Source organism: Phocaeicola vulgatus ATCC 8482 (genome assembly GCF_000012825.1).
Taxonomy (GTDB): domain Bacteria; phylum Bacteroidota; class Bacteroidia; order Bacteroidales; family Bacteroidaceae; genus Phocaeicola; species Phocaeicola vulgatus.
In genome coordinates, this window is the sequence record NC_009614.1 from 3716262 (window position 1) to 3740121 (window position 23860).

At 44.4% G+C, this 23860-nt stretch carries 17 protein-coding genes; 12 read left to right on the forward strand and 5 right to left on the reverse strand.

Annotation, left to right across the window (positions count from 1 at the left end):
- Positions 1 to 100 precede the first annotated feature (100 nt).
- Positions 101 to 1111 carry a methylcobamide--CoM methyltransferase gene (locus tag BVU_RS14760; RefSeq protein ID WP_005840312.1) on the forward strand — a complete coding sequence of 337 codons (1011 nt, stop codon included), beginning with the start codon at positions 101 to 103 and terminating at the stop codon, positions 1109 to 1111.
- Positions 1104 to 1790: a vitamin B12 dependent-methionine synthase activation domain-containing protein gene (locus BVU_RS14765; RefSeq protein ID WP_005840314.1), complete on the forward strand. Its 687-nt coding sequence runs from the start codon at positions 1104 to 1106 to the stop codon at positions 1788 to 1790. The genes BVU_RS14760 and BVU_RS14765 overlap by 8 nt, the downstream gene beginning before the upstream one ends.
- A gap of 291 nt (positions 1791 to 2081) precedes the next feature.
- On the opposite strand, the gene BVU_RS14770 is transcribed toward BVU_RS14765, so the two are convergent.
- The 5 genes from BVU_RS14770 to rho all read right to left on the reverse strand — a co-directional run bounded on the left by BVU_RS14770 (position 2082) and on the right by rho (position 11862).
- Positions 2082 to 3653: a sodium:solute symporter gene (locus BVU_RS14770; protein ID WP_011965818.1), complete on the reverse strand. Its 1572-nt coding sequence runs from the start codon at positions 3651 to 3653 to the stop codon at positions 2082 to 2084.
- A 33-nt stretch (positions 3654 to 3686) separates the two neighbouring features.
- Positions 3687 to 5489, reverse strand: coding sequence for a corrinoid protein (locus BVU_RS14775; protein WP_011965819.1), 1803 nt, complete (start codon positions 5487 to 5489; stop codon positions 3687 to 3689).
- Between the two features lie 5 nt (positions 5490 to 5494).
- Positions 5495 to 7741, reverse strand: coding sequence for an alpha-xylosidase (locus tag BVU_RS14780; protein WP_011965820.1), 2247 nt, complete (start codon positions 7739 to 7741; stop codon positions 5495 to 5497).
- Positions 7742 to 7751: 10 nt separating this feature from the next.
- A complete protein-coding gene (locus BVU_RS14785) occupies positions 7752 to 9632 on the reverse strand; it encodes a right-handed parallel beta-helix repeat-containing protein (RefSeq protein WP_172773455.1) in 1881 nt (626 codons plus the stop codon).
- Positions 9633 to 9852: 220 nt separating this feature from the next.
- A complete protein-coding gene (gene rho, locus BVU_RS14790; RefSeq protein WP_005840325.1) occupies positions 9853 to 11862 on the reverse strand; it encodes a transcription termination factor Rho in 2010 nt (669 codons plus the stop codon).
- A 427-nt stretch (positions 11863 to 12289) separates the two neighbouring features.
- Between rho and BVU_RS14795 the strand changes: the two genes are divergently transcribed.
- The 10 genes from BVU_RS14795 (at position 12290) to BVU_RS14845 (ending at position 23829) form a co-directional block, all read left to right on the forward strand.
- Entirely contained in the window at positions 12290 to 12667 is a 378-nt protein-coding gene (locus tag BVU_RS14795) for a RidA family protein (protein ID WP_005840327.1), read from the forward strand.
- A gap of 162 nt (positions 12668 to 12829) precedes the next feature.
- Positions 12830 to 14020, forward strand: coding sequence for a hypothetical protein (locus tag BVU_RS14800; protein ID WP_005840329.1), 1191 nt, complete (start codon positions 12830 to 12832; stop codon positions 14018 to 14020).
- A gap of 9 nt (positions 14021 to 14029) precedes the next feature.
- On the forward strand, positions 14030 to 14821 hold the full coding sequence (locus BVU_RS14805) for an MBL fold metallo-hydrolase (RefSeq protein ID WP_005847828.1): 792 nt from the start codon (positions 14030 to 14032) through the stop codon (positions 14819 to 14821).
- 17 nt (positions 14822 to 14838) lie between these two features.
- The gene (locus BVU_RS14810; protein ID WP_005840337.1) at positions 14839 to 15216 is read left to right on the forward strand and encodes a VOC family protein; all 378 of its coding nucleotides are present in this window, start codon (positions 14839 to 14841) and stop codon (positions 15214 to 15216) included.
- Between the two features lie 42 nt (positions 15217 to 15258).
- Entirely contained in the window at positions 15259 to 16092 is an 834-nt protein-coding gene (locus BVU_RS14815; RefSeq protein ID WP_011965822.1) for a DUF3805 domain-containing protein, read from the forward strand.
- A gap of 7 nt (positions 16093 to 16099) precedes the next feature.
- On the forward strand, positions 16100 to 17965 hold the full coding sequence (abc-f, locus tag BVU_RS14820) for a ribosomal protection-like ABC-F family protein (RefSeq protein ID WP_011965823.1): 1866 nt from the start codon (positions 16100 to 16102) through the stop codon (positions 17963 to 17965).
- Between the two features lie 83 nt (positions 17966 to 18048).
- Positions 18049 to 19251 carry a tyrosine-type recombinase/integrase gene (locus tag BVU_RS14825; protein WP_005840344.1) on the forward strand — a complete coding sequence of 401 codons (1203 nt, stop codon included), beginning with the start codon at positions 18049 to 18051 and terminating at the stop codon, positions 19249 to 19251.
- Positions 19252 to 19869: 618 nt separating this feature from the next.
- On the forward strand, positions 19870 to 20703 hold the full coding sequence (locus BVU_RS14830) for a transcriptional regulator (RefSeq protein WP_011965824.1): 834 nt from the start codon (positions 19870 to 19872) through the stop codon (positions 20701 to 20703).
- Positions 20704 to 20719: 16 nt separating this feature from the next.
- A complete protein-coding gene (locus tag BVU_RS14835; RefSeq protein WP_008652196.1) occupies positions 20720 to 22144 on the forward strand; it encodes a hypothetical protein in 1425 nt (474 codons plus the stop codon).
- Positions 22145 to 22713: 569 nt separating this feature from the next.
- On the forward strand, positions 22714 to 23829 hold the full coding sequence (locus BVU_RS14845; RefSeq protein ID WP_008652194.1) for a polysaccharide pyruvyl transferase family protein: 1116 nt from the start codon (positions 22714 to 22716) through the stop codon (positions 23827 to 23829).
- Positions 23830 to 23860 lie beyond the last annotated feature (31 nt).

Below are 23860 nucleotides of genomic sequence, written 5' to 3' on the forward strand. Positions count from 1 at the left end.
AATGAATGTCCCTATTTACATATTTAAATTTATGTATGAGTACAATGTTTTTTCATATGCGTCATTAAACATAGCCAATATAGGTAAAGAATAAAAGACCATGAGTAAACTGAATATGAAAGAGTGGATAAACGAAATTATCCAAAAGAAAGAAGTGGTGGCTATGCCCATCATGACCCATCCGGGCATAGAGATGATAGGGAAAACGGTACGCGATGCCGTCACTGACGGACAAGTGCATTACAACGCCATCAAGGCATTGAGTGAGAAATATCCCACAGCCGCCGCAACCGTGATTATGGATTTGACGGTAGAAGCCGAGGCTTTCGGAGCGGAGATTGTCTTCCCCGAAAATGAGGTTCCCAGTGTGGTGGGGCGTCTTCTCAATGATGAAGAAGCTATTGACAAACTGGAAATCCCTGCCTTGAATAAAGGAAGAATCCCCCAGTATCTGAAAGCAAATATGCTGGCAGCCAAGACCATTACGGACCGGCCCGTCTTTGCCGGTTGCATCGGCCCTTACTCATTGGCAGGACGTTTGTATGACATGTCTGAAATCATGATGCTTATTTATATCAATCCGGAAGCGGCCAATTCGCTGTTGAAGAAATGTTCGGATTTCATTCTCCGTTACTGTATGGCATTGAAGGCCACAGGAGTGAATGGGGTAGTGATGGCCGAGCCGGCTGCCGGACTCTTGTCTGATGAGGACTGCACGCAATACTCGTCTGTTTTCATTAAGGAGATAGTAGAGAAAGTGCAGGACGATCACTTCACGGTCATTCTGCATAATTGTGGAAATACCGGTCATTGTACCAAGGCAATGGTAGCTACAGGAGCTGCCGCTTATCATTTTGGAAATAAAATAGATATGGTCGAAGCTCTGAAAGAAGTACCTGCCGATGCCCTTGCAATGGGAAATCTTGATCCGGTGAGCTTGTTCAAGGCGGCTACTCCGGAGGTGATGAAGAAAGCCACACTCGATTTGTTGGAAGCTACCCGGTCCTATCCCAACTTCGTGCTCTCCAGCGGATGTGATACACCGCCTCATACGCCATCTGAAAATATTGATGCATTCTTTGCCGCATTAAATGAATTCAATAATGCTTGAAAAAGAACTTTCTTTTGCTGATCTGTCTATCTCATTGTCCGAACTCTATGAGGCAATGGGGTATGCAGATGCTGTGCCCGACGAAGCGGTAGAAAAAGAAGTCCGTGGGGTGCTTGGACGGGTGGAGGCAGTAACTTCTCCCCGTTTTTGTTTTTTCATATCCGGTGGAGAGTTGGATGAATCGAAAGACTCGCTTTCTGTCGGCGATACGTGTTTCAGTATAGGTAAAATAATCACCCGGCAGCTGCGTGGTTCGGAATCCTTCGCTTTCTTTGCCGCGACTGCCGGAACCGGTTTTGAAAGGTTCCAGCATACGTTGCAGCAAGAGGGGGATATGGTAAAGGTTTATATAGCGGATGCCATAGGAAGTGTCATAGCCGAGAAGACTGCGGATTGTATGGAAATTGCGTTGGATGAATACATCCGCGACAGAGGGTGGAGGCATACCAACCGTTTCAGTCCCGGATATTGCGGCTGGCATGTGTCGGAGCAAAAAAAATTATTCCCTTTATTTCCTTCAGCGGAACCTTGCGGCATCCGGTTGACAGATTCCGGTTTGATGCTTCCTATAAAATCGGTCAGTGGAGTAATAGGCCTGGGGGATGGTGTCCGTAAACTGGAATATACTTGCGGTCTCTGTACGTACGATAGATGTTACAGGCGGAAGCAGCGAGGATAATAGGATGACTACAAAAATCAGAGTTCCCAAATGGCTAGATGTTGTTATTAATCTCATTGATTTTGCAATTTGTTGCAACCTTAATGAATCTCCTGTCCTATCAGACAGGGTATAACAGCCGTTCCCATCTGTTATAACAACCACTTTCATCTGATATTCCACCCCGGTGAGACTCCAGTTCCACCGGGGTGAAGCTGCAATCTCACCGGGGTGGGACTGCCTCACCACCCAAGTGGGATATCAAATGCAGGCATATAAAAATACAATCTTTTCAGCCTTCTGCTCCTTCTTTTAATGCCCATTGAAGAATAGATAAAGCCCGACCATGACAATAGCCAGTAACGCCCATGCAAGGATAACGGATTTAGCCGGCTTCTCCATGACTTTCTTCATATTTAATGTACATTCTTGTCGATGTTTATCCCATAAGGATACCAAGATCATGCCTGCGCTGATGATAACGAACAGGTAGAAAGACAGCATCATGAAGTGAGGCCATGCTGTATATTTTTCCGCAGGAAATACCCATAAATAGAGAATACCCACTCCCATGCTGAACGCCGTGCCAAGCGTCAATGCCATGTTGGCAGCCATCGTGGTAGTTCGTTTCCAGAAGATGCCGAACAGGAAAACAGCCGCCATAGGCGGTGCGATAAATCCCAGTACCGATTGGAATACATTGAACAGATTCAATCCTTTGATACTGTCTATGGCAATGGTGATGATCACCGAAATCAGTGCTCCCGCCACTGTAACCACGTGTCCCGTACGGATGATCTCTTTCTGGCTGGCAAGTGGCCTGAATTTCTTGACATAAATATCCATCGTGAAGACGGTACTCAGCGCATTCAGGGCAGAGCCGACAGTGCTGATCAGTGCGGCGGTCAATACGGCCAGTACTAATCCCACCATGCCTACAGGAAATAAGTTAGTGACCATAGTCATGTAGGCCTCATCGGGGTTCTTCAAGCCCGGGTAGAGTGCCAGACAGATGATACCCGGAAGGATATAGAGAGGAACATCCAGTATCTTCAACCAGCCGGTGAAGTTGGCACCCATTTGGCCTTCTTTCAGATTCTTGGCAGCCAATACAGGCTGTACCATGGATTGGTCTGTGCACCAGAACCAGACTCCCATGATGGGATAACCCAGAATGATGGGCAGCCACGGGAAGGCAGGATCGTCATTCGGGCGGAACAGGTTCCAGTAATCGGCCGGAACCGCTTCGGCCAATGCGCTGACTCCACCCACCTTGTAAAGCCCTGCTATAGTAAGCGTGGCCGATACGAAAATAAGCAGAAGCATCTGGAATACATTGGTATAGGCTACCGCTTTCAGCCCTCCGGCCATGGTGAAGAATGCGGAGATAACGAGCAGGATCAATGCCGATTGCCACATGGGAATATCGAAAACCTGACGGATAAGGATACCTCCGGCGAATAAGGTCAGGGCAAGCCACGAGATAAGGATCGTCACAATGGTGTACCAGGCAAGAATGTTGCGGGTGGACTGTCCGAAACGCCGCCCCATGAACTCCGGCAAGGTGGTGATACGCGCTCCCAAATAACGGGGGGCAAAGACAAAAGCCAGCAAGCAGATGAAAACAAACGCATACCAGGCATAATTGCCCGAAACGATGCCGGTGGTGAATCCGGCACTGGCTGAGGCTATCAGCATGGAGGGGCCCACATTGGTTCCCCACATGGAGAAACCGATGTGATGCCACTTCAGGGAACGCTCGGCGAGAAAAAGGCTGCTGCCTTTTTTGCGTTTCAGACTGGCCCATATACCGATGCCTATAAGAATCAGAAAGTAGGCAATAAGAATGCCCCAATCTAACGTATCTAAATAATTAGCGTGCATAATTCATGTATCAGATTAAGATGAATATTCCGTTTATTTATGAAGCCCCATCAGTTCCTTGGCTACCGCTACGGCCGTATTGGCATTGTCGCTATACCCGTCTGCACCTATTTCATCGGCAAATCCCTGGCTTACCGGAGCGCCGCCTATCATCACTTTTACCTGATGACGGATACCGGCTGCTTCCAAAGCGTTGATCACCTCCTGCATATAAGTCATGGTTGTTGTCAGCAAGGCGCTCATGCACAGGATGTCTGCCTTGTTTTTCTTGACCTCTTCCACAAATTTGTCGCAAGATACATCTATGCCTATGTTGATCACCTCAAAGCCGCAGCCTTCCAGCATGGAAGCTACTAGGTTCTTGCCGATATCATGCAAGTCGCCTTTCACGGTCCCGATGACCACCTTGCCTATGGTGGTCGAGGCACTCCCTTGCAATAAAGGCTTCAGAAGTTCCAAAGCTCCCTTCATGGCGCGTCCTGCCATCAGCAGTTGGGGCACGAACGCTTTTCCGTCCTGGAAGCGTTGTCCCACTTCGCCCATAGCCTTTATCATGTAGTTGTTGATAATTTCCTGGGGCTGTACTCCTTCGGCGATGGCTTTCTTGGTTACTTCTATGGCCGGTTCCAGCTTTCCGTCCACAATGGCATTGAACAAAGGTTTCAAGGCCTCATTCCCGGCTGCCGCAGAGTCTTTGACGACGATTGTTTCTTGTTTTGTTGCAGCGGCTTCTTCTTTCAAAAGGTCTTCTTTGGATACGTCAGAGGAGGAAGAGGAGTATTCCTCAACAATGCGCATCGCTTGTTCCACTTCTCTCTCGTTATGGAAGTCCATTTCCAGATGCACACCGTCCGCACCGATATTGTCCAGCAAGGGTTTCAGTTCGTCCAAGGTTACCCAACAAGCCATGATACTTTTGCCTCCGGCAAGGATCTTCTTGTAAAGGTCGTACCATTTGGGTGATCCTCCTTGTGGCTCACCTACGCCCGGAGTCCATTGAATGGCATTCAGTTCCTCAATTTCAAGAAGGGCGGGCAGGTGATGCATGGCGCCCACACCGTCCAAATGATACAGGGTGTAGTCTATCTTTTGGCATTGTTCGCGGATGAACGGTTGCACGAAGCGACGATAATCATCTTCGCTGATCATGGTAGAAATATCGCTTTGTAATTTGCTCATTTTACCGGGAGCCCATGAAGAAAAATAGCAGAAAGCCATTTCGTCCCCTTCACGGATGATGTCGTAAAGTTCATCAAAGACTTTGAAATAGATATCATTGATTTGTTGCATTTGCTGTTCCAGCACTTCGGGCTGCATCACGGTATCCAGCAAAACTTTGTCTGTACCTTTCAAGGCGGCCAGTACGTCCAGCCCTTCCATCAAATCGGGCATTCCTACGTAATAGTGACCGTTTGCTTTCGCCTTGCATGCCTTCAGCAATTCTTTATGCAAGATCCAGTTGGGATGCTCGGGATTGAAAACAATCTCATCGTTGAAATCGGGATCGGGATGAATCCAAATGGTATCTTCCCCTCCTTCGAACACGCCGCCCAAGATGGCTGCCAATGAACCGGGGCCTAACTGGGTATTGGCTACCGGCAGGATATCTGCTTTCAGACTGCTGTGTGCCACGTACCAGTCCAGGTATTCTGCACGCCATTGCGGATCGAACCATTTCTGATTCAGGTCTTTTGCCGGGGAGGGTGCAGGGATATCCGCATGAGGTTTCACACCTTCCTGAAAGTGCTCCCACATGTTCAGTATGATTCCTTTATGGTTCCACCAATCTATATATCGTTTCTTTGTCTCGTCTAAATTCGTTTTCCAAGTTTCCATATTCGTCAGTTCTTAAATATTCCTTTAAAATGAGGGTCTATGTGTAGACCGATGCTTTTGCTTAAATCCATATCGTCCGTGCATTCCACTTCATCCGGATAAACGGGGATGGTCGCTCCTTGACGTACATATACGGGCATTTCGTCCAGAGGGACATCCAGATTCTTCAGCCAGCGTCCTCCTTCCAAGCGTTCACCTGTGAAGAAATTCACCCATTTTCCTTCGGGCAGATAGACATCCCGGCGGTTCTCGCTGTTCATGACCGGGGCTACTAGGAAGTCGTTACCAAAATAGTATTCATCGTCGATGTGCCAGCACAATTTGTCTTCGGGGTGATGAAAAATCAGAGCTTGCAAGAGAGGTGCTCCGCTTGCGATGGCCTTACGGCTTTGTTCTACGATATAAGGTATAAGCGTATAGCGCAACTTCCACCACTTTTTTATCATAGGTGCGATAGCGGGATAATGCCACGGCTCGCGTTTGTTTGTTCCGTGATAACGGATGTGGGAGGAGAATACACCGAATTGTGTCCAGCGCATATATACATCATCGTCCACTATAGAGTTCATGAAGTTGGGCAATGTGTGGAATCCGGGGACATCATGACTCCAGAAAGCGAAGCCGGAAAGCCCGAAATGCAAGCCGCCTTTCAGCGAGCCTGCCATCCCATCCCATGAACTGCATGAGTCACCTCCCCAATGCAGGGGATAGCGTTGGCATCCCGCCCATGCCGAGCGTGCCCATACGATGCCGTCACCGGTTACGTCTTTTGTGATTTCATAAGCGGCTTTCTGATAAAGCAATGCATACAGGTTGTTCAGCAATTCGGGTTTCATGCCTTTATAGAGGGCATCCATGTGGATGTTTTCTCCAAAATCGGTTTTGATGCAGGTCACGCCCATATCCAGCAGATTCTTCAGCAGTCCTTTATACCATTCGGTTGCTTGGGGATAAGTGAAGTCAATGGTTCCGGCATAGTCCAAAGCGGAGAAATTGGAACCTTCCGAATCTTGTTTCTTTGTCAGCGGAGCTATATAATCGTTTTTGCGTGCTTCGTCTATCTGTTCGGCGTTCTCCGCCACGTAGGGGAGTTGCCATAAGGACACGCGATATCCTTTTTTCTTCAGTCCTTGGATGAACCCTTTGGGATCGGGAAAGCGTTCTTCGTTGAATTTCCATTCGCACAGCCAGTCGGTCTTGAACCAGCCGGTATCCAGATGGATGACATCGCAGGGGTAATGTTCGGCACGCATCCGGTCGCATATCTCATTTACTTCATCAGCGCTGAAGTAGGTCATGCGGCTCATCCAGATGCCGAAACTCCAGAGGGGAGGCATGGAAGGATATCCGGTCAGATCCCGATAACCCCGGAGGATTTCTTCCATCGTGTCGCCTGCTATGACGAAAACATCCAGCATGGCCTGGTCGCTTAGGAACTGTACCGAGCGGGTGGATTGCCCGGCCAGTGACAGTTTGCTGTGGGCACAGGTGTGATAGAATGTTCCATACATCCGGCTGGAGAGGTAGAAAGGAATATTCTTATAGGTACGGCGGTTGTTCACACCTTGTCCGTCCTGGTTCTTTAAGAAGAACGTTTGTCCGCTTAAGTCCATTTTGGCAAAGCGTTCCCCTGTTCCGGCAAAACATTCATCGGGTTTTGATTCAAAGGAAAGGGTGGCACGTTCCTTCACTCCGTTTCGTTTGCAGAAAGCCAGTGGCAGCGCATCGTAACGGGGAGGGGAGAAGTGGTCGTAGGCAGCCAGTCGGATTTCACGTTTGCCGTCGGGGTAAAGGCGAAGATCCAAGGTCTCTTGAGGATCGGGCAGCAGTTCGCTCCAACGGTCCAGTACCGGGGGCTTTACATGGATAAGTGCCCGTTGGATTCCGTCTTGGGTAGTGATCAACCATTCCCCTTCTGTTTGTGTCACTTGCAAAGGGAGTTTCTTTACCCGGTCACTGAATTGGAGCATTTCCGACTGATCCGTCATGCTTTCTTCACCGAATCCGATAAAGAGCCGGGTGATACCTGAGGTGTACTGACGGATGACCAGCGTATACTCTTCACGGGGCGATGTCGTATCGGGCGCCATATCGTTAGAGAGCACTTGCTTTTGAAAGGGGACGTTTATACAGATATCCCCGTCTTTTTCATAGACAGAGGTGGGCTTGTATGCTTTCCATAATGATTCGTCTCTTGACAGATCGGGATCAAAGTCCAGAAAATCGAATAAGTGGTAATTGGTTGGTTTCATTCTCTTTTTGTTATTTTGTTTTTATAATGATTCTTGGTTGTGACACCCCACCTACAGCGACCCTGCCTGCCTTTTGTCTTATACTTTCATCTACTTGCGGACCATTCTTCTTCCACACATTATGAGGTCCCGGACGGTTGGAGTCGAAACGTTCGGACGGACACCAGTTGTTTTCTACGGTATAGCCATCCGTTGCTTCATCAAAGTAGATGTAAAACGCACGGTCGTTGGTAGCGTAGGGCGCGTCAATTAAATGTTCAATCCGGTTATTGCGCATCACGGAGCCGGGTTGGTTGGAGAGGGTATAAAGTCCTCCTGTATCATACAGCCTCCGGGCAAAGTGGTGGACGTAATTGGCTTCAATCCGATTGCCGCTCATTCCGCTTTCCTGCAGGGTCCATCCCCAGCCCACACAGATACCTGAATAATTGACGTGGCAGACTTCATTATGTACGATATGGATATTCTTTACATATCCGGCTCCGATGCCTACACCTCCCCAATCTTCATTGGTCACTTCCTCAATCAGGTTGTTCCGTATGGTGATTCCCGTACATAATTCCTGTTCATGAAAAGGTGTATAAGGCACATGGGTTTCAAATCCTTCATCGGGAAAGGTGCCCACCAGTAAGGCTGTGCCACCAATATCGGTGAAATGGCAATTCTCGACAATGGAAGTCGATACGGCGCGTTCATAATCTACTCCGGTGGCTGCTAAATGCTGGAATGTGCAGTGGTTGAAGTTTATGTTATTGCCGCATTTTATCTGTATTGCAGCTTCGGGTCTGCCTATCCATGCCTGGTTTTCCAGTTCCGCTTTTTCGGGTAGCCCCGGTATGGGTAGTCTGTAAGCATCCAGCAGATGGAAGCCTCCTTGCAATGTAACGTGTCCTTGATAAGAGGGGCGCATCCATGAAGTATGTTCGAAAGATATATTTTGAAAATGTATATTCCTTACCGGGCGTTCTAATGTTCCGCTTATAGTCAGTAAAGTCTCTAAAGCCGGAATAATGACTTGCGCCTTCGTCATGTCTTCGTGAGGACGCGGGTAATAATAGATGCGTCCGGAAGGGTAATCCTGATACCATTCTCCGGGCTGGTCCAATAGTTCCAGAGCATTGACCAGACAAAAGGAGGAGTTTCCTTTTTCTCCGTCAATGACAGGTTGAGGCCAGGGATGGGCAAACTCCAACCGGCTTTCGGGATCATGAAAACGGACGATTGTATTTGCCCCTTCAGTAATCATTTCCTTCACTCTCAGTATGGCGATGGCCCAACGTTGGTGAACGATCATCTCTACTTGTGAAGCGGCATTCAACCCTGCTGTTTGTGGAGTGGGAATGGTGATCGTCTCTTCCTCAGGGTTAAAATCAATCATGCGTTCCATTACTCCGTCGGGAAACTGTGCGGCCCGCTGTGCTTTTGTTCCGTTGACCCACATTTGCCGGGTTTCCAATATCCTGTTTCCCATACGGGGCGCTTCCGCTACCCATATTTTATTTCTAAGTGTTTCTGGTATTCTGGTATCTTTGCATCCTTGTTCCCAACCTGTCACAGGAACTCCGCCACTTAAGACTACACGGGCATTGGGAACAGCGGTGATACGGGTGGGAGAGTCTGTTGTCCCGCTATCTTCGGGGCGGATGAACAGGCTTTTATATTGTGGGTATATTCCTTCCTCCAATAGGATATTTATGCCTCCGGTTGTTTCGGGTGATTGCAATCTTCTCCATTCGCGCGCTTGCTTGATGGCTTGTTCCAGAGTCTGGAGGGGAGATTGGCGTGTACCGGCAGCATTGTCGTTACCGTAGGGAGAAACATAAATATCTCCTGCGGTTAAATAAAAGGTATAACTGACAAATGCGATAAAGCAGATTATTTTTGTTTTCATGGGTTCTCCGGATTTAAAGGTCTTTTTAATCAGACGGAAGGAATCTGGTTTTGTACCCATTGGATAATTTGCCAATGTGTCAATTTGCTGCATTCTACTCTGCGTGGTCATGGGCATATTAGTAAATTGATGCATTGATATATTGATTGAAGTATAATAAAAAACAGGCCATACCTTAAAAAGGTACAGCCTGCGTCATTTAATAAAAGAGATTTATTTTTTATGAGTTCATGCTCATCAGGAATTCTTCGTTGTCTTTGGTATTTTCCAAACGACTCTTTACGAAATCCATGGCTTCGATAGGATTCATATCTGCCAAATACTTGCGAAGAATCCACATACGGTCCAAAGTAGTCTTGTCGAGCAGCAAGTCGTCGCGGCGGGTGCTTGATGCCACGATGTTTACTGCCGGGAAGATACGTTTGTTGCTCAAGTTGCGGTCCAGCTGGAGTTCCATGTTACCTGTACCCTTGAATTCTTCGAAGATTACTTCATCCATCTTGGAACCGGTGTCAATCAGTGCGGTTGCGATAATGGTCAGCGAGCCACCGTTTTCAATGTTACGGGCAGCACCGAAGAAACGTTTGGGCTTATGCAGGGCATTTGCATCCACACCACCGGACAATACTTTGCCGGAAGCGGGAGAGACGGTATTGTATGCACGTGCCAGTCGGGTGATAGAGTCGAGGAAGATTACCACATCGTGACCGCATTCTACCATGCGTTTCGCTTTTTCCAGTACGATACCTGCAATCTTTACGTGACGTTCTGCCGGTTCGTCAAATGTAGAAGCGATCACTTCGGCATTTACGCTGCGCGCCATATCTGTCACTTCTTCGGGACGTTCGTCAATAAGCAGCATGATCATGTACGTTTCCGGATGGTTGGCTGCGATTGCGTTAGCGATGTCTTTCATCAGGATCGTCTTACCGGTTTTGGGTTGCGCCACAATCAAAGCACGCTGTCCTTTACCGATAGGTGAGAACATATCTACCACACGGGCTGAAAGGTTATCACTATATCCCCCTTTGCAAAGTTTGAACTTTTCATCGGGGAACAGCGGGGTCAGGTGATCAAACGGAACGCGGTCACGTACCAATCCGGGATCCAGACCGTTTATCTTTTCCACCTTTACCAACGGGAAATATTTTTCTCCTTCTTTGGGCGGACGGATAGAGCCTTCCACTACATCACCGGTCTTCAAACCGAACAGTTTTATTTGCGATTGTGAAACGTAAATATCATCGGGTGAGGAAAGATAGTTGTAATCGGATGAACGGAGGAAACCGTATCCGTCGGGCATGATTTCCAATACCCCGGTACCGGTCAGGATACCTTCAAATTCGTAAGGCTTTTCCACCTGTTTGCGTTCCGGTTGTTGAGGAATGCTGGCAGACGCTTCTCCCTCAGCCGTCGTATTGTTATTATTGTTTGCCTGACGAGGATTGTTGTAATTATTGTTGCGCGGATTGTTGTACTTCTGATTTTGATCGCGCTGCTGGCGTGGTTGGAATTTGGGGGCAGGTGTCTGTACCGGAGCCGGTGTTTCTACTTTGGTAGCCTCAAATTTGCCGAACAACTCAGTAGGAAGTTCTATTTTTTCTGAAGGAAGATCCTCGATGGGAATAAAATCATCGGTTTCACTGCCGAATTCCAGTTCGGGAAGAATCACTTCTTTTTCTTCGGGAATAGCCGGTGTTTCTTCTTTTTTTGCTTTTTTGGGTGTCGGTTTCGCCGGTGCTTCAGCTTTCACTTCCTCTTTTGCAGTTTCTTTCGTTTTCGTTGCAGGTTGTTCTTCTGTCTTGGCTGTTACTTTCTTACTACCCGGTTTGCGTCCTCTTTTTTTAGGTGTTTTTTCTTCCGCGCTTGTTTCGGCCACGGCTTCTGTTTGTGGTGTTACCGCTACAGGAGCAGTCTCTTTTACTGTTTCGGCAGCTGCGGCGGCAGGCTGCGGGGTATTGGCTTCCAGTTTCTGTGCCTTGTCCTTGGTTGCAGTATAGACCTTGTCACCGTCTTTTTTAACGTTGATACGTGATCTTTTACGGGGTTGACTTTCATTGGCTTTTTCTGCCGCTACTTTTTGGGTTGCTCCGACTATGGCTTGCTCGTCCAGAATTTTATAAACCAGATCTTCTTTTTTTAGAGAGTCTGTTTTCTTGATACCCAACTCTTTGGCAATCGATTGTAATTCCGACAAGTCTTTGTCGTTTAATTGAATAATGTTATACATAGAGTATAGTTATTAGTAATATATTTCTTTATAATCTTTTAATGGTATAATTAAGGAGCGCAATCTACACAAAAATGTGTTAGAAGGGGGAAATGCACTCATAATTACGATTATGGGATTGATGTTGTTTTGATTGTTATCAGGAAGTAAACAGACTTTCCCGGATAGGGAACTGACGTATTTACCGAGGACAAAAGTAGATATTTTTTTTTAATCTCATGCATATTACAGAAGATTTTTTGCCGAATTTAATGAAATTAATAAAAAAAACGACGTGGGGAAACATCCTTTCTGTCTGTGAAAACCCTGATGTTAAATGAACGTAAAAATAGGTCAGATTGTTCAGTAGAGTCTGCATGAAATAGCGAAAAAAATACTAATTTAGCCCGTCAAATTTGATTTTTACTTAATTATAAATAGAGAAAAGATGAAAAAAGTGATTTTTACAGAAAAGGCTCCTGCTGCTATAGGTCCTTACAGTCAAGCTGTTGAAGTGAATGGTATGGTATTCCTGTCAGGTCAGATTCCCGTTGATCCTGCTACCGGTGAATTTGTTCCGGGAGGAGTGACTGAACAAACTACCCAGGTTTTTGAGAATATCAAGAATGTATTGGCAGAAGCCGGTCTGACTACCGCTAATATCGTAAAAACAACCGTATTTTTGGCAGATATGTCTTTGTTTGCTGAAATGAACGCTGTTTATGCCAAGTATTTCGAAGGAGATTTCCCTGCCCGTTCTGCTGTAGCTGTTAAGGCTTTGCCGAAAGGAGCGCTTGTGGAGATAGAGAGTATCGCAGTGAGATAACGAGCTTTTCGCCACCGATTGCACGGATTGATGCAGATTGTTTCTATTGAAAAGCAATTGCTTGATATGGAACCTGTGTCAATCAGTGTAGTCTGTAGTGAATGATGGTGGATGGGGAATCATAAAAACAACTGATTAACAGATAGCGTAGAAAAGTGGAATATGAAACAACTGAACAAGTGGCAATGGTCCACATTAATATTATCTGCTATACTGGTAATGGCATTTTCAGTCTTTATTTATCGGTATGAGCCTTTTAAATCCGGGTTCGAGATTACCGACCAGCTGGGTGGTAATATTTTCCCTGCAACCATTCTTTCTACCGCAACCACAGATGCCAGTTTAATCGTACCTGCCGATTCCGATTATATCGGAAATCCCAAGTCGTGTATCGCCATCCGGCTGAAGAACAGTTATGCCAATAGCAAATTGCGTATAGAAGTGGCCGAGACTCCTTTTTTCTCTCAGTCTGTATCTGAGTTTATTTTACCCAAGGCGGGGAAAGAATATCTGGTTTTCCCGGATATTATATGGAACTATCAGGCTTTGCGTGATAATAATCAGGCAGTGCCCGTTAGCATCTCCGTCAAGGCGGAATTGAATAAGAAAGAACTTCCACAGCGTTTGAAAACCATCTCGATGCGCAGTATCAATGAGTGCCCTTTAGGATATGTGGACGATAAAATGAAGTTTCACGATACGGGAGAGTTTTTTGCGGCCTACGTCAACGAGGAGCATCCTCAGATTGACAAATTATTGCGTGAAGCCTTGGATACACGTATCGTCAATCGTTTTCTTGGGTATCAAGGTAATGCACACCAGTCGGAGAATGTGGACAAACAGGTCTATGCATTGTGGAATGTGTTGCAAAAGCGGAACTTTAAGTATAGCTCCACCACCAATACCAGTCTTTCGTCCAATGTGGTTTATACACAGCGCGTCCGTACCTTGGACGATGCGCTGGAATCCTCGCAGATAAACTGTGTGGATGGCAGCGTGTTGCTGGCCTCACTGATGAAAGCCATCAATATCAATCCTATCCTGGTGCGTATTCCGGGACATATGTTTGTGGGTTATTACACAGACAAATCACATAAGAATATGAATTTTCTGGAAACCACGATGATAGGGGATGTGAATCTGGATGATTTTTTTCCGGATGAGAAGCTGGATTCTACCATGGTGGGCAAATCCCAGAACCAGATGTCGAAACTGACCTACGAGAAATCAAAGGAATATGCTACGAGGAAATATCGGGAGAATGACTCCCTGATACATTCGGGTAAAGTGAATTATATGTTTCTGGAGATTGATAAAAAGACCCGTGCGCAGGTGCAACCTATCGGTAAATAAATTTGTTGTATGGATATGGAACTTACTTATATATATCATAGCGGATTCGCCTTGTCAGGCGATGGCTTTACTGTAATCATGGATTATTACCGTGATTCGGAGGATGGACAGGCGCAGGCGGATTTGAACCGGTTGATGGATGGGACTTTCAGCAATCAAGAGGCGGGAATGCCGGAAGGAACTGTACACAGCGAATTATTGCGGAGACCCGGAAAACTGTATGTGCTGGCCAGTCATTTTCATCCGGATCATTTTAATAAAGAGGTATTGCAATGGCGTGAACAGCGGCCGGATATCATCTATATTTTCTCGAAAGACATTTTGCGTCATCGCAGGGCGCAGAAAGAAGATGCCGTCTGGCTGAAAAAAGGAGAGGAATATAAGGATGAAACATTGAGCGTGCGTGCTTTCGGTTCCACGGATGTGGGAGTATCGTTTTTGCTTCAGACAGGTGGAAAAAAGATTTTTCATGCCGGTGATTTGAATAACTGGCATTGGATGGATGAGAGTACCGAGGCGGAGTGGAAGGGAGCCGAGAAGAATTTCCTGCATGAGCTGGATGATCTTTACGCCTATACGCCCGAAGTGGATGTGGCGATGTTTCCCGTTGACCCCCGTTTGGGAAAAGAATACATGCGGGGTGCCGGACAGTTTGTAACAAAGATAAAAACTCATATCTTTGTACCCATGCATTTCACACCGGAGTATGCCAAGGCAAATGCTTTCCGCGACTTTGCCGAAGCGCATGGAGTGCGTTTTGTGTCATTGACACATCGCGGACAAAAAATAGAGATTGAATAACAAAAGAATAACACAATATGAAAGTAAAAGGAAGATTTGATCATTTCAATATCAATGTAACTGATCTGGACAAGAGTATCAAGTTTTATGAAACAGCGTTAGGTTTGCATGAGTCTCATCGTAAGGAAGCTTCGGACGGTTCCTTCGTGCTGGTGTATATGGCCGATGACCACAGCAATTTCTTGTTGGAACTGACCTGGTTGCGTGACCATACCCAACCATACGAGTTGGGTGAGAACGAAAGCCATCTGTGTCTGCGTGTGGAAGGTGATTATGACGAAGTCCGTAAATTCCATAAGGAAATGGGATGCGTTTGCTTCGAGAACACCGCTATGGGCTTGTATTTCATCAATGATCCTGATGATTACTGGATTGAGATATTGCCGGTAAAGTAAAACGATCGTTTCCGTTAGTAATGAATTAAAAAGATAGAGACTATGAAATACATTTCTCCCGGTGGCTGGTTCTCATTGGAATACCCGATGGGCTGGCACGAGTTTGAAGATACAGAAGAGAGTTTTTTATTCTATAATCCTGACCGGTGGACAGGTAATTTCCGCATATCGGCCTATAAGGATGAAGCGGCTGACTATGGTCCGCAGTGCATCGCATACGAATTGAAAGAAAATACCTCTTCCGCCCTGGTGAAAGTGGGCAAGTGGGATTGTGCTTACAGCGCGGAAACTTTTCAGGAAGAAGGCGCCTGGTACACCACTCATATCTGGGTGACAGGAGAGGGGGATCTTTCTTTCGAATGTTCTTTTACCGTGTCCAAAGGAGGAGACAAGCATCCGGCGGAAGAAATCATCCGGTCTTTGCAGGTCCGCAAAGAAGGTGTAAGTCACCCGCGTGAGATCATTCCGATCCGTGTCTTGGAAATCGGGGAGGTGAACACCGCCTTTGAGTGGGCTTCTACCACGATTAAAAAGCAACTCACCAAGGATTTCACTGCGTCGGAGAGTGATATTGACAGTATACAGCAAGTAATGGACAGCGGACGTTTCCAGACTCAGCAGCGTATGGCGTGGGAGAATTTCGGTATTGCTTTCGGAGCCATTTTGGTGAATGAGATGGAAGGTATGGAATGGGTGACTGTCATTGAGGGACAGAAAGAATATCCCGCCTTGCAGTTTATGTGTTCGGATATGGTGCTGGACCCTGCCGCACTGGTGTGGGGAAAAGCTAAAAAGGGACTCCCCTGCGACTTGAAATCCGAATTCAGGAAAATTAAGCGAGAGGCGGAGGCAGTGTTGGATGATTTAAATAAATAGACAAATAATGACCCCATATATGCAAGTAGACGGGCTTACCAAGTCATTCGGTGACTTGGTATTGTTCCGAAAGATTTCATTTGGAGTGGCCGAAGGACAACGCATCGGTCTGATAGCAAAGAACGGTACAGGCAAGACTACCTTACTTAATATAATAGCCGGTAAGGAGGGATATGATGAAGGAAGCATCGTCTTTCGTCGTGATCTGCGGGTGGGCTATTTGGAGCAAGACCCACATTATCCCGAAGACCTGACCGTGCTCGAAGCCTGTTTCTATCACGGAAACAGCACGGTGGAACTCATCAAAGAATATGAAAGCTGCATGGAAACCGAAGGCAATCCGGGACTGGAAGAGCTGTTGGCACGGATGGAGCACGAAAAGGCATGGGATTATGAACGGAAGGCGAAACAAATCCTTTCTCAATTAAAAATCCGGGACTTCAGCCAGCAGATCAAACATCTTTCCGGAGGTCAGTTGAAACGGGTGGCTTTGGCGAATGTGCTGATAACCGAGCCCGATTTCCTGATTTTGGATGAGCCTACCAACCATCTTGATCTGGATATGACGGAGTGGCTGGAGGGGTATCTCGGCCGGGGAAACATCAGTCTGCTTATGGTGACGCACGACCGTTATTTCCTGGACCGCGTCTGCTCTGAAATTATCGAGATAGACAATCAGCAGGTCTATTCATATAAAGGGAACTACAGCTATTACTTGGAAAAGAGGCAGGAGCGTATCGAGGCGACCAATGCCGAAATAGCCCGTGCCAATAACTTGTACCGCACAGAGCTGGAGTGGATGCGCCGTATGCCCCAGGCACGCGGACATAAAGCGCGTTATCGGGAAGAAGCTTTCTACGAACTGGAGAAAGTGGCGAAGCAGCGTTTCAACGACGGCAATGTGAAACTGGATATGAAAGCCTCTTACATCGGCTCCAAGATTTTTGAGGCGGATCATCTGTACAAGCGTTTCGGTGATTTGAAGATTCTGGAAGATTTCTCGTATATCTTTGCCCGTTATGAGAAGATGGGCATCGTGGGAAACAATGGTACGGGAAAGTCCACGTTCATTAAAATACTGATGGGCGAACAGAAGCCGGACAGTGGAACATTGGATATCGGTGAGACAGTCCGTTTCGGTTACTATTCTCAGGATGGCCTGAAGTTTGACGAGCAAATGAAGGTCATCGACGTGGTGCAGGATATTGCCGAAGTCATCGAATTGGGAAATGGCAAGAAACTGACCGCATCCCAGTTCCTGCAACATTTTCTGTTTACTCCCGAAACACAGCATAGTTATGTATATAAACTGAGTGGGGGAGAACGCCGCCGCCTGTACCTGTGTACGGTATTGATGCGTAATCCCAACTTCCTGGTGCTGGATGAGCCTACCAACGATCTCGATATCATCACCCTTCAGGTATTGGAAGAATATTTGCAGAACTTCAAGGGCTGTGTAATCGTAGTAAGCCACGACCGCTATTTCATGGACAAGGTGGTAGACCACTTGCTGGTATTCAAGGGACAGGGAGACATTCGTGATTTTCCGGGCAACTACTCCGATTATCGTGACTGGCGCGAGGCGAAAGAGCAGCGCGACAAAGAGGCGGAAAAGCCAAAAGAGGAAAAGACCGCCCGCGTGCGCCTGAATGACAAGCGGAAAATGTCTTTCAAGGAAAAGAAAGAGTTCGAGCAGCTGGAACAAGAAATAGCCGGGCTGGAACAGGAGAAGGCCGATATAGAAGCCGCCCTTTGCAGCGGTACGCTGGGAGTGGAGGAACTGACGGAGAAATCCAAACGATTGCCGGAACTGAATGATTTGATTGATGAAAAGACCATGCGCTGGTTGGAACTGAGCGAGATAGAAGGATAGAATAACCGGAGGTGCAACAGTGTACCTGATGCCATATTGCTATATTCGTTTTGAATAACAAAACCATAATATAGAAAAGAAATATGGCATCCATTAAATTGAAATTCCGCCCATCGAGCGTAAAAGGAAAAAAGGGCGTATTAAGTTATCAAATTATTCATTACAGACTGACACGGCTCATCAAGACTTCTTACCGGATCATGCCTTCCGAGTGGGACGACTCCACCGGCAGTCTGCTTATTTCAACACAGTCTGAATGTAAAGCGCGTCTTCTGCTGATACGTGACCAGACGAATTGGGAGATGACGCGGTTACAAGGTATTATCAATGATCTGGAGCGGACCGGTGTGGAATACACCATTGATGATATCGTGGCTTCTTTCCGGAAAATCCCTTCTGTAGAGAGTGTGTTCAACTTCATGCAACGATGTATCAATAAACTGGAGCGGCAGAAAAGGGGACGGACGGCAGAAGGTTATACCTCGACAATGAACAGCTTTATCCAATTCAGAAAGAATGAAGATCTGAGTTTTGAAGCCTTTGATTCGGAGCTGATGGAGATGTATGAAGCCTATCTGAAAGAGAAGGGCTTGGTAAAGAACAGTACTTCCTATTATATGAGAATCTGGCGGAGTGTGTATAACCTGGCTGTAGAGCAAGGCTATACCACCGACAAGAAACCTTTCAAACATGTCTATACCGGCATAGACAAGACCGTAAAACGGGCCGTTCCCTTTAAAATCATCAAAATGATCAAGGAGCTTGATTTGTCATTCGAACCCCAGTTGGAGCTGGCAAGGGATATTTTCCTTTTCAGTTTCTATACCCGGGGCATGTCGTTTATTGATATGGCACACTTGAAGAAGAGCAACCTCCAGAATGGAATTCTGACATACAGCCGGAAAAAGACCGGGCAGCGGCTGACTATTCTGTGGGAGGAGCTGATGCAGGAGATTGTGGATAAATACAAGGATGACACTTCCGAGTACCTGCTGCCTATCTTGCGGTATTGTGACATAAATGACCGCAAGCAATATAAACTGAGGGCCAAGCAGATAGGACGGGGTTTGAATAAAATAGGCTTGCGGCTGGAATTAAAGGCGCCGTTGACTTTCTATGTGGCGCGCCATAGCTGGGCCAGCATAGCGCAGGACAGGAAGGTGTCTACAGACATCATCCGCGAAGGGCTGGGGCACGATAATGAAAAGACCACTCATATTTATCTGGCATCCATCTCCACTTCACAGATAGACCGAGCCAATCAGATCATTTTAAGGGGGTTGTAGGGGAAGTATTCATTCAGGCTGTAGGATGACAGCCTGAATGTTCTATTGGCTTGGATAAAATCAGATCATTTTCGGAGAAATATTTCTAGAATCCTAACATAAGAGCTGGGAGAATATTCAATATTCGGCAAAGTAATCAAAATATGCCTTGTTGGTGATAGATACAAAATATTGAATGACTTTTGTATGGGGAGATATAGAAATATGCAGAATGCTGATCTAAAGGATCGTGCCATTAGGAAATACTGTGTGACTTCGTGTGATATCTAATTTGGGATAATTTATTTTTTATCATGAACAAGTGTGATAGATCTGAAAATCAGCTGTTTGATAGCATGATTCGTTTTATAAAAAATGGGGTTCTCTTAGTAAGAGATCCCCATTTGGCTGCAAAAATAGCTATAATTCCCAAGAAATGGAAATCTTTTGTTGCTTTAAAATGCTTTTAACAAGAAATGTATGAGAATTGTTCGTAAAAGGTTATGAATTACGATATGTATGTTTCACATTATCAATAAATTAAATAGAGAAGGGGATCTCTTACTAAGAGAACCCCAAAAATGAAGCTTCAACAAGCCTTCATTTTAGAAGTACAAATGATAAATAATTTATGTTTTGATGCAAATCTGTAATGATGCGGATTTGGGTACTGAATACTCCTTTCCGCAAAATCAAAACATAACGGGTAAAGCGCCTAGGTTACTGCCATGCAGTTCAATCGCTTCCTGCCCAGACCAGGGGTCAGATCTGATAACCACGTCACAGACGGGGGAAGAAAAAGAATATCCTGACCACAAGTGGTATTATATGTTCCTGCGCAACAGAGAGCTGAAACGCTATATCGAAATCTTTACAGGCAGGAGGGCTGTGATGATTAATACCCGGTCTGGCATAAGGGAAGAAAGATATTTCTGCTTCAAAGTGTTTTCATATACCTCTGCTGACCATAAAAGACGTTTTGAACGGTGTCCTTATAGCAAGGAAGAATATGCGGCCCGTCGGGAGTCCGCCTTTGCCGTAAAGGAGGCGTTCGCGACAGGCTCTGTACAGAAGTTGAACGCTTTGACGGATGAAAAGGAAATCACGGGTGATGGTTATCTGTTTGTATGTGCCCCGTTGGATGAATTGAATCTCATCCTTGCCCATCTGTTTCCCCGGCAGTATCTTGCAAAAGACCGCAATTCCTATAGCGTGGCTGTTATTCCCCATAGACAGATGGAAGAATTTATTTATCTGTATGAATCCATGCCTTATAACATTGAACTGATGGATAAGCCTCTTGAGGAGTATATTCAGAAAAAGCAGAAGATACGTATTACGGGTGGTGTTTTTCAAGGGAAAGAGGGATGCATCATGCGTCTGCATCGGAATACCAAGCTGGTGTTTGCTTTTGGTAATATGACGGTGGCTATTAGTTATCTTCAGGCTTTTCCGTTTGAGAAGGTGGAGTGATAAACTTACTTTATTTATGACAATAAGTGACTTTCTTGTACTGGTAACTATTGTACTTACTTTAGTAACAATTGCTGTATCAAATAATAAAAAAATATGGCTGTATAAGTTCTATAAGAGAGATTACTGTCTTCTTTTGGGGGCTGTCTTGTGTATACATTATTTGATAGGTTTCCCATGGTTTGAACAAAGAGGATGGATTATTCCTGAACTTGTGGTGAAAAATGGTATTCCTGCTAATATTTGGGCGTATATCATAGCTTTCTTAACTCTTAGCTATCTTATTTTTATAATTGGTTGGAGGAAAAATTTCCCTTGCAGTAAGCATGAGGACATAATCAGATATTACAAGGGGTTAATAAATGGAAATATATGTCTGCTTATGGAATATTTGGATGATTACCACAAAGATAAGATACAACAAAGAAATCGCATAGTCAATGGCGTAGCTAAGGATGAGGATAATAAGATGCCTTTTGAATCAAAAAGTAGTAAGCCGAAGAAAAAAACTCAAAATTTGAATGGTGAAGTTTTGCAGAAAGTTATTTTCTTACCGGAATTTATCGAAAAATCTTCTTCTATAAATCCTGTCTTCTTTTTAGAATGTGTGTATCAGTTGAAAACTGATACACTTTGTGGCGCAGAAGATAGTATTTTTTTTTATTTTCGTAATTTGTTGAGAACCAAATCCATGGGCTTTGTGAGAGAGTTGGTAGAGCCTCTTAATTATAAAGAGAACAGTAATATAGAATATGAACTAAGAGGAACTTTATTTTTATCGCTTATGTTTGCTTATATAGACTTTGTTACTAAATTTAAGATTTATAGGGCATTTGGGGAAGAAGCGTTGTTGGAAGCAAATATAGGAAACCGGATTTTCTCACTTGAAGTGGATGAGTTTCATAATCATGAGTATCACCAGACTTCTTGTTATATGTGCCTGCGTTTCTATGACATTTTATTTCATCGTTTATTTGCCTCATGTGATGAGAATAGGGAGGAAATACCTTTTATTTATCCTTATTACTTGAAATTGGTATGTGATTCTTTGCTGGATAAATATCATCAATATAGTGCAAGGTCGTATGCTATGAAATATATGGATGATGTAGTCGATTATATTTATCAATGGCTTGATTGTATTGCTCGAAAAGGAATAATAAGTTATACTTATGACCTGGTGAAGATATTGGTTCAGATACATAAGGAAAAAACAAAACATATTTACACTTTGGAGTCCGTTCAACAGTTAATAAAGGCATTTTTAAGATTTTCTAGAGATTATGGAAAAGAGAATGCTATGGTTGCTGTTTTTTGGAGGTATATAGAAGATTTGAATAGGCAAGAGCCTCAATTGCTTTATTTAGCATTGAAAGAGGAATCTGTATCCCGAGAAACTCTTTTTTATGAGGATTTTCAAAAACTTGTAAGTGGCAAATAATTAATATTCAAATTAGAATTTAAAATCGATCACTATTGGAACAACTAAAAATAAACATTAAAAGATAATCCCATTGGGAATAAAATTTATAAAAAAATGCCTTTGTATGGTTTTCTCTATAAATAAAAATGGTCTGCTAACGTAGTGGCTTATTTCAATGTTGTTTTTTAATATTGTCTTTGATATATTTAAGCACTCGGGCTATTTGGGGGATGTTAGTAACATGATACGTATTTTTACTTCATAATATAAAATTTTGCATTAAGGCGGTAAGTAATAAAGATCTTAAATCTTTATGAAAATGTTTTTTCTTTGGCGAAAAGTAAAGGTACTTACTTATAAATTTAAAGGCTATTTCCATAAGGTTTGGATACTTATTTTGTATGAAAATTATAAAATGAATAAGTTCATTTTGTTATGTTTCCTATTTTATGTAGCTATTCTGAAGAACGAAAGAGAGTATATAGTATATTTCAGTTAAAAGTTAATAAGAATTTTATTTTTAATCAAGTTTATGTGGCATACCTGCTTAGTAAATAGAGGGTATGCTGTATGGGTTATTTACGAATATGAGAATAGCACTGATTATATTTCCAATACATGCTAGTCATGGGTGTATTTTACAGACATATGCTCTATATAGGACTTTGAGGAAACTGGGGCATGATGTGTCGATAATAGACAGGCAGTGGGATAAATTATCTTTGAAAAATCAGCTCGTTTACGCTGTTAAATCTCTTATTATCAGTATTAAGAGGAAATGCATTAGACCATTGACAATTGAGGGGACAAGGAAGATTATAATGTCAGAGTTACAAACGTTTGTTGATAAGCACTTATCAAATCGTAAGATTTATTTTCGAACCCCTCGGTATGAAGAGTTACCGCATTATGATGCTTTTATAGTAGGAAGCGATCAGACTTGGCGACCTAAGTATGTTTCAGATATACTTTATTATTATCTTTGTTTTGTACCTGCGGAGGAAAAAGTGAAGCGAATAGCATATGCGCCCTCTTTTGGTACGGAAGAGTGGGAATACTCCGAACAACAAACTTTACAATGCAGGGAATTGGTGAGCCGATTCGATGCTATTGCTGTAAGGGAGGATTCCGGAGCTAAATTGTGTGGCAAATACTTGGGCATCAATGTAGAACATGTATTGGATCCAACCATGTTACTCAATAAAGAAGATTATCTTAGTGAAACAGGTATTATGCCTAGTGAACAGAATAGGTTGAGCTATTATCTGTTGGATAACTCTAAAAGTAAGATGCAGATAGTAGAAGAAATATGCAAAGAACTTCATTTGACAGTTCAACGCATCAATACGGAAACGGAAAATCATAAAGCAGGCATCAAGGAACGTGTAGCACCATCTATCGAAAAATGGATTGAGGGCTTCGTTAATAGTAAATTTATTGTAGCTGATTCTTTTCATGCTACAGTATTCGCTATAATATTCAATAAGCATTTTATTACAATAGCCAATAAAGATAGAGGGATAGCGCGTTTTGAATCCTTGTTAAAAATGTTCGGTCTAGAAAATAGACTTATCACGGACATAAGGCAAGTGACTCCAGAATTGGTGCATGAAAGTATTGATTGGGGGAAAGTTAATCAGACGATGTGGGCAAAGCAATCATCATCGTTGGATTATTTGAAATTTAATCTTGGAAACATATAAGTAGCTTATATATAAGGTTATATTTTATAAA

Excerpts from the sequence above, each read along its gene's own strand:
- BVU_RS14760 (WP_005840312.1), top strand. The coding sequence starts at position 101 with ATGAGTAAACTGAATATGAAAGAGTGGATAAACGAAATTATCCAAAAG.
- BVU_RS14765 (WP_005840314.1), top strand. The coding sequence starts at position 1,104 with ATGCTTGAAAAAGAACTTTCTTTTGCTGATCTGTCTATCTCATTGTCC.
- BVU_RS14770 (WP_011965818.1), bottom strand. The coding sequence starts at position 3,653 with ATGCACGCTAATTATTTAGATACGTTAGATTGGGGCATTCTTATTGCC.
- BVU_RS14775 (WP_011965819.1), bottom strand. The coding sequence starts at position 5,489 with ATGGAAACTTGGAAAACGAATTTAGACGAGACAAAGAAACGATATATA.
- BVU_RS14780 (WP_011965820.1), bottom strand. The coding sequence starts at position 7,741 with ATGAAACCAACCAATTACCACTTATTCGATTTTCTGGACTTTGATCCC.
- BVU_RS14785 (WP_172773455.1), bottom strand. The coding sequence starts at position 9,632 with ATGAAAACAAAAATAATCTGCTTTATCGCATTTGTCAGTTATACCTTT.
- rho (WP_005840325.1), bottom strand. The coding sequence starts at position 11,862 with ATGTATAACATTATTCAATTAAACGACAAAGACTTGTCGGAATTACAA.
- BVU_RS14795 (WP_005840327.1), top strand. The coding sequence starts at position 12,290 with ATGAAAAAAGTGATTTTTACAGAAAAGGCTCCTGCTGCTATAGGTCCT.
- BVU_RS14800 (WP_005840329.1), top strand. The coding sequence starts at position 12,830 with ATGAAACAACTGAACAAGTGGCAATGGTCCACATTAATATTATCTGCT.
- BVU_RS14805 (WP_005847828.1), top strand. The coding sequence starts at position 14,030 with ATGGATATGGAACTTACTTATATATATCATAGCGGATTCGCCTTGTCA.
- BVU_RS14810 (WP_005840337.1), top strand. The coding sequence starts at position 14,839 with ATGAAAGTAAAAGGAAGATTTGATCATTTCAATATCAATGTAACTGAT.
- BVU_RS14815 (WP_011965822.1), top strand. The coding sequence starts at position 15,259 with ATGAAATACATTTCTCCCGGTGGCTGGTTCTCATTGGAATACCCGATG.
- abc-f (WP_011965823.1), top strand. The coding sequence starts at position 16,100 with ATGACCCCATATATGCAAGTAGACGGGCTTACCAAGTCATTCGGTGAC.
- BVU_RS14825 (WP_005840344.1), top strand. The coding sequence starts at position 18,049 with ATGGCATCCATTAAATTGAAATTCCGCCCATCGAGCGTAAAAGGAAAA.
- BVU_RS14830 (WP_011965824.1), top strand. The coding sequence starts at position 19,870 with ATGCAAATCTGTAATGATGCGGATTTGGGTACTGAATACTCCTTTCCG.
- BVU_RS14835 (WP_008652196.1), top strand. The coding sequence starts at position 20,720 with ATGACAATAAGTGACTTTCTTGTACTGGTAACTATTGTACTTACTTTA.
- BVU_RS14845 (WP_008652194.1), top strand. The coding sequence starts at position 22,714 with ATGAGAATAGCACTGATTATATTTCCAATACATGCTAGTCATGGGTGT.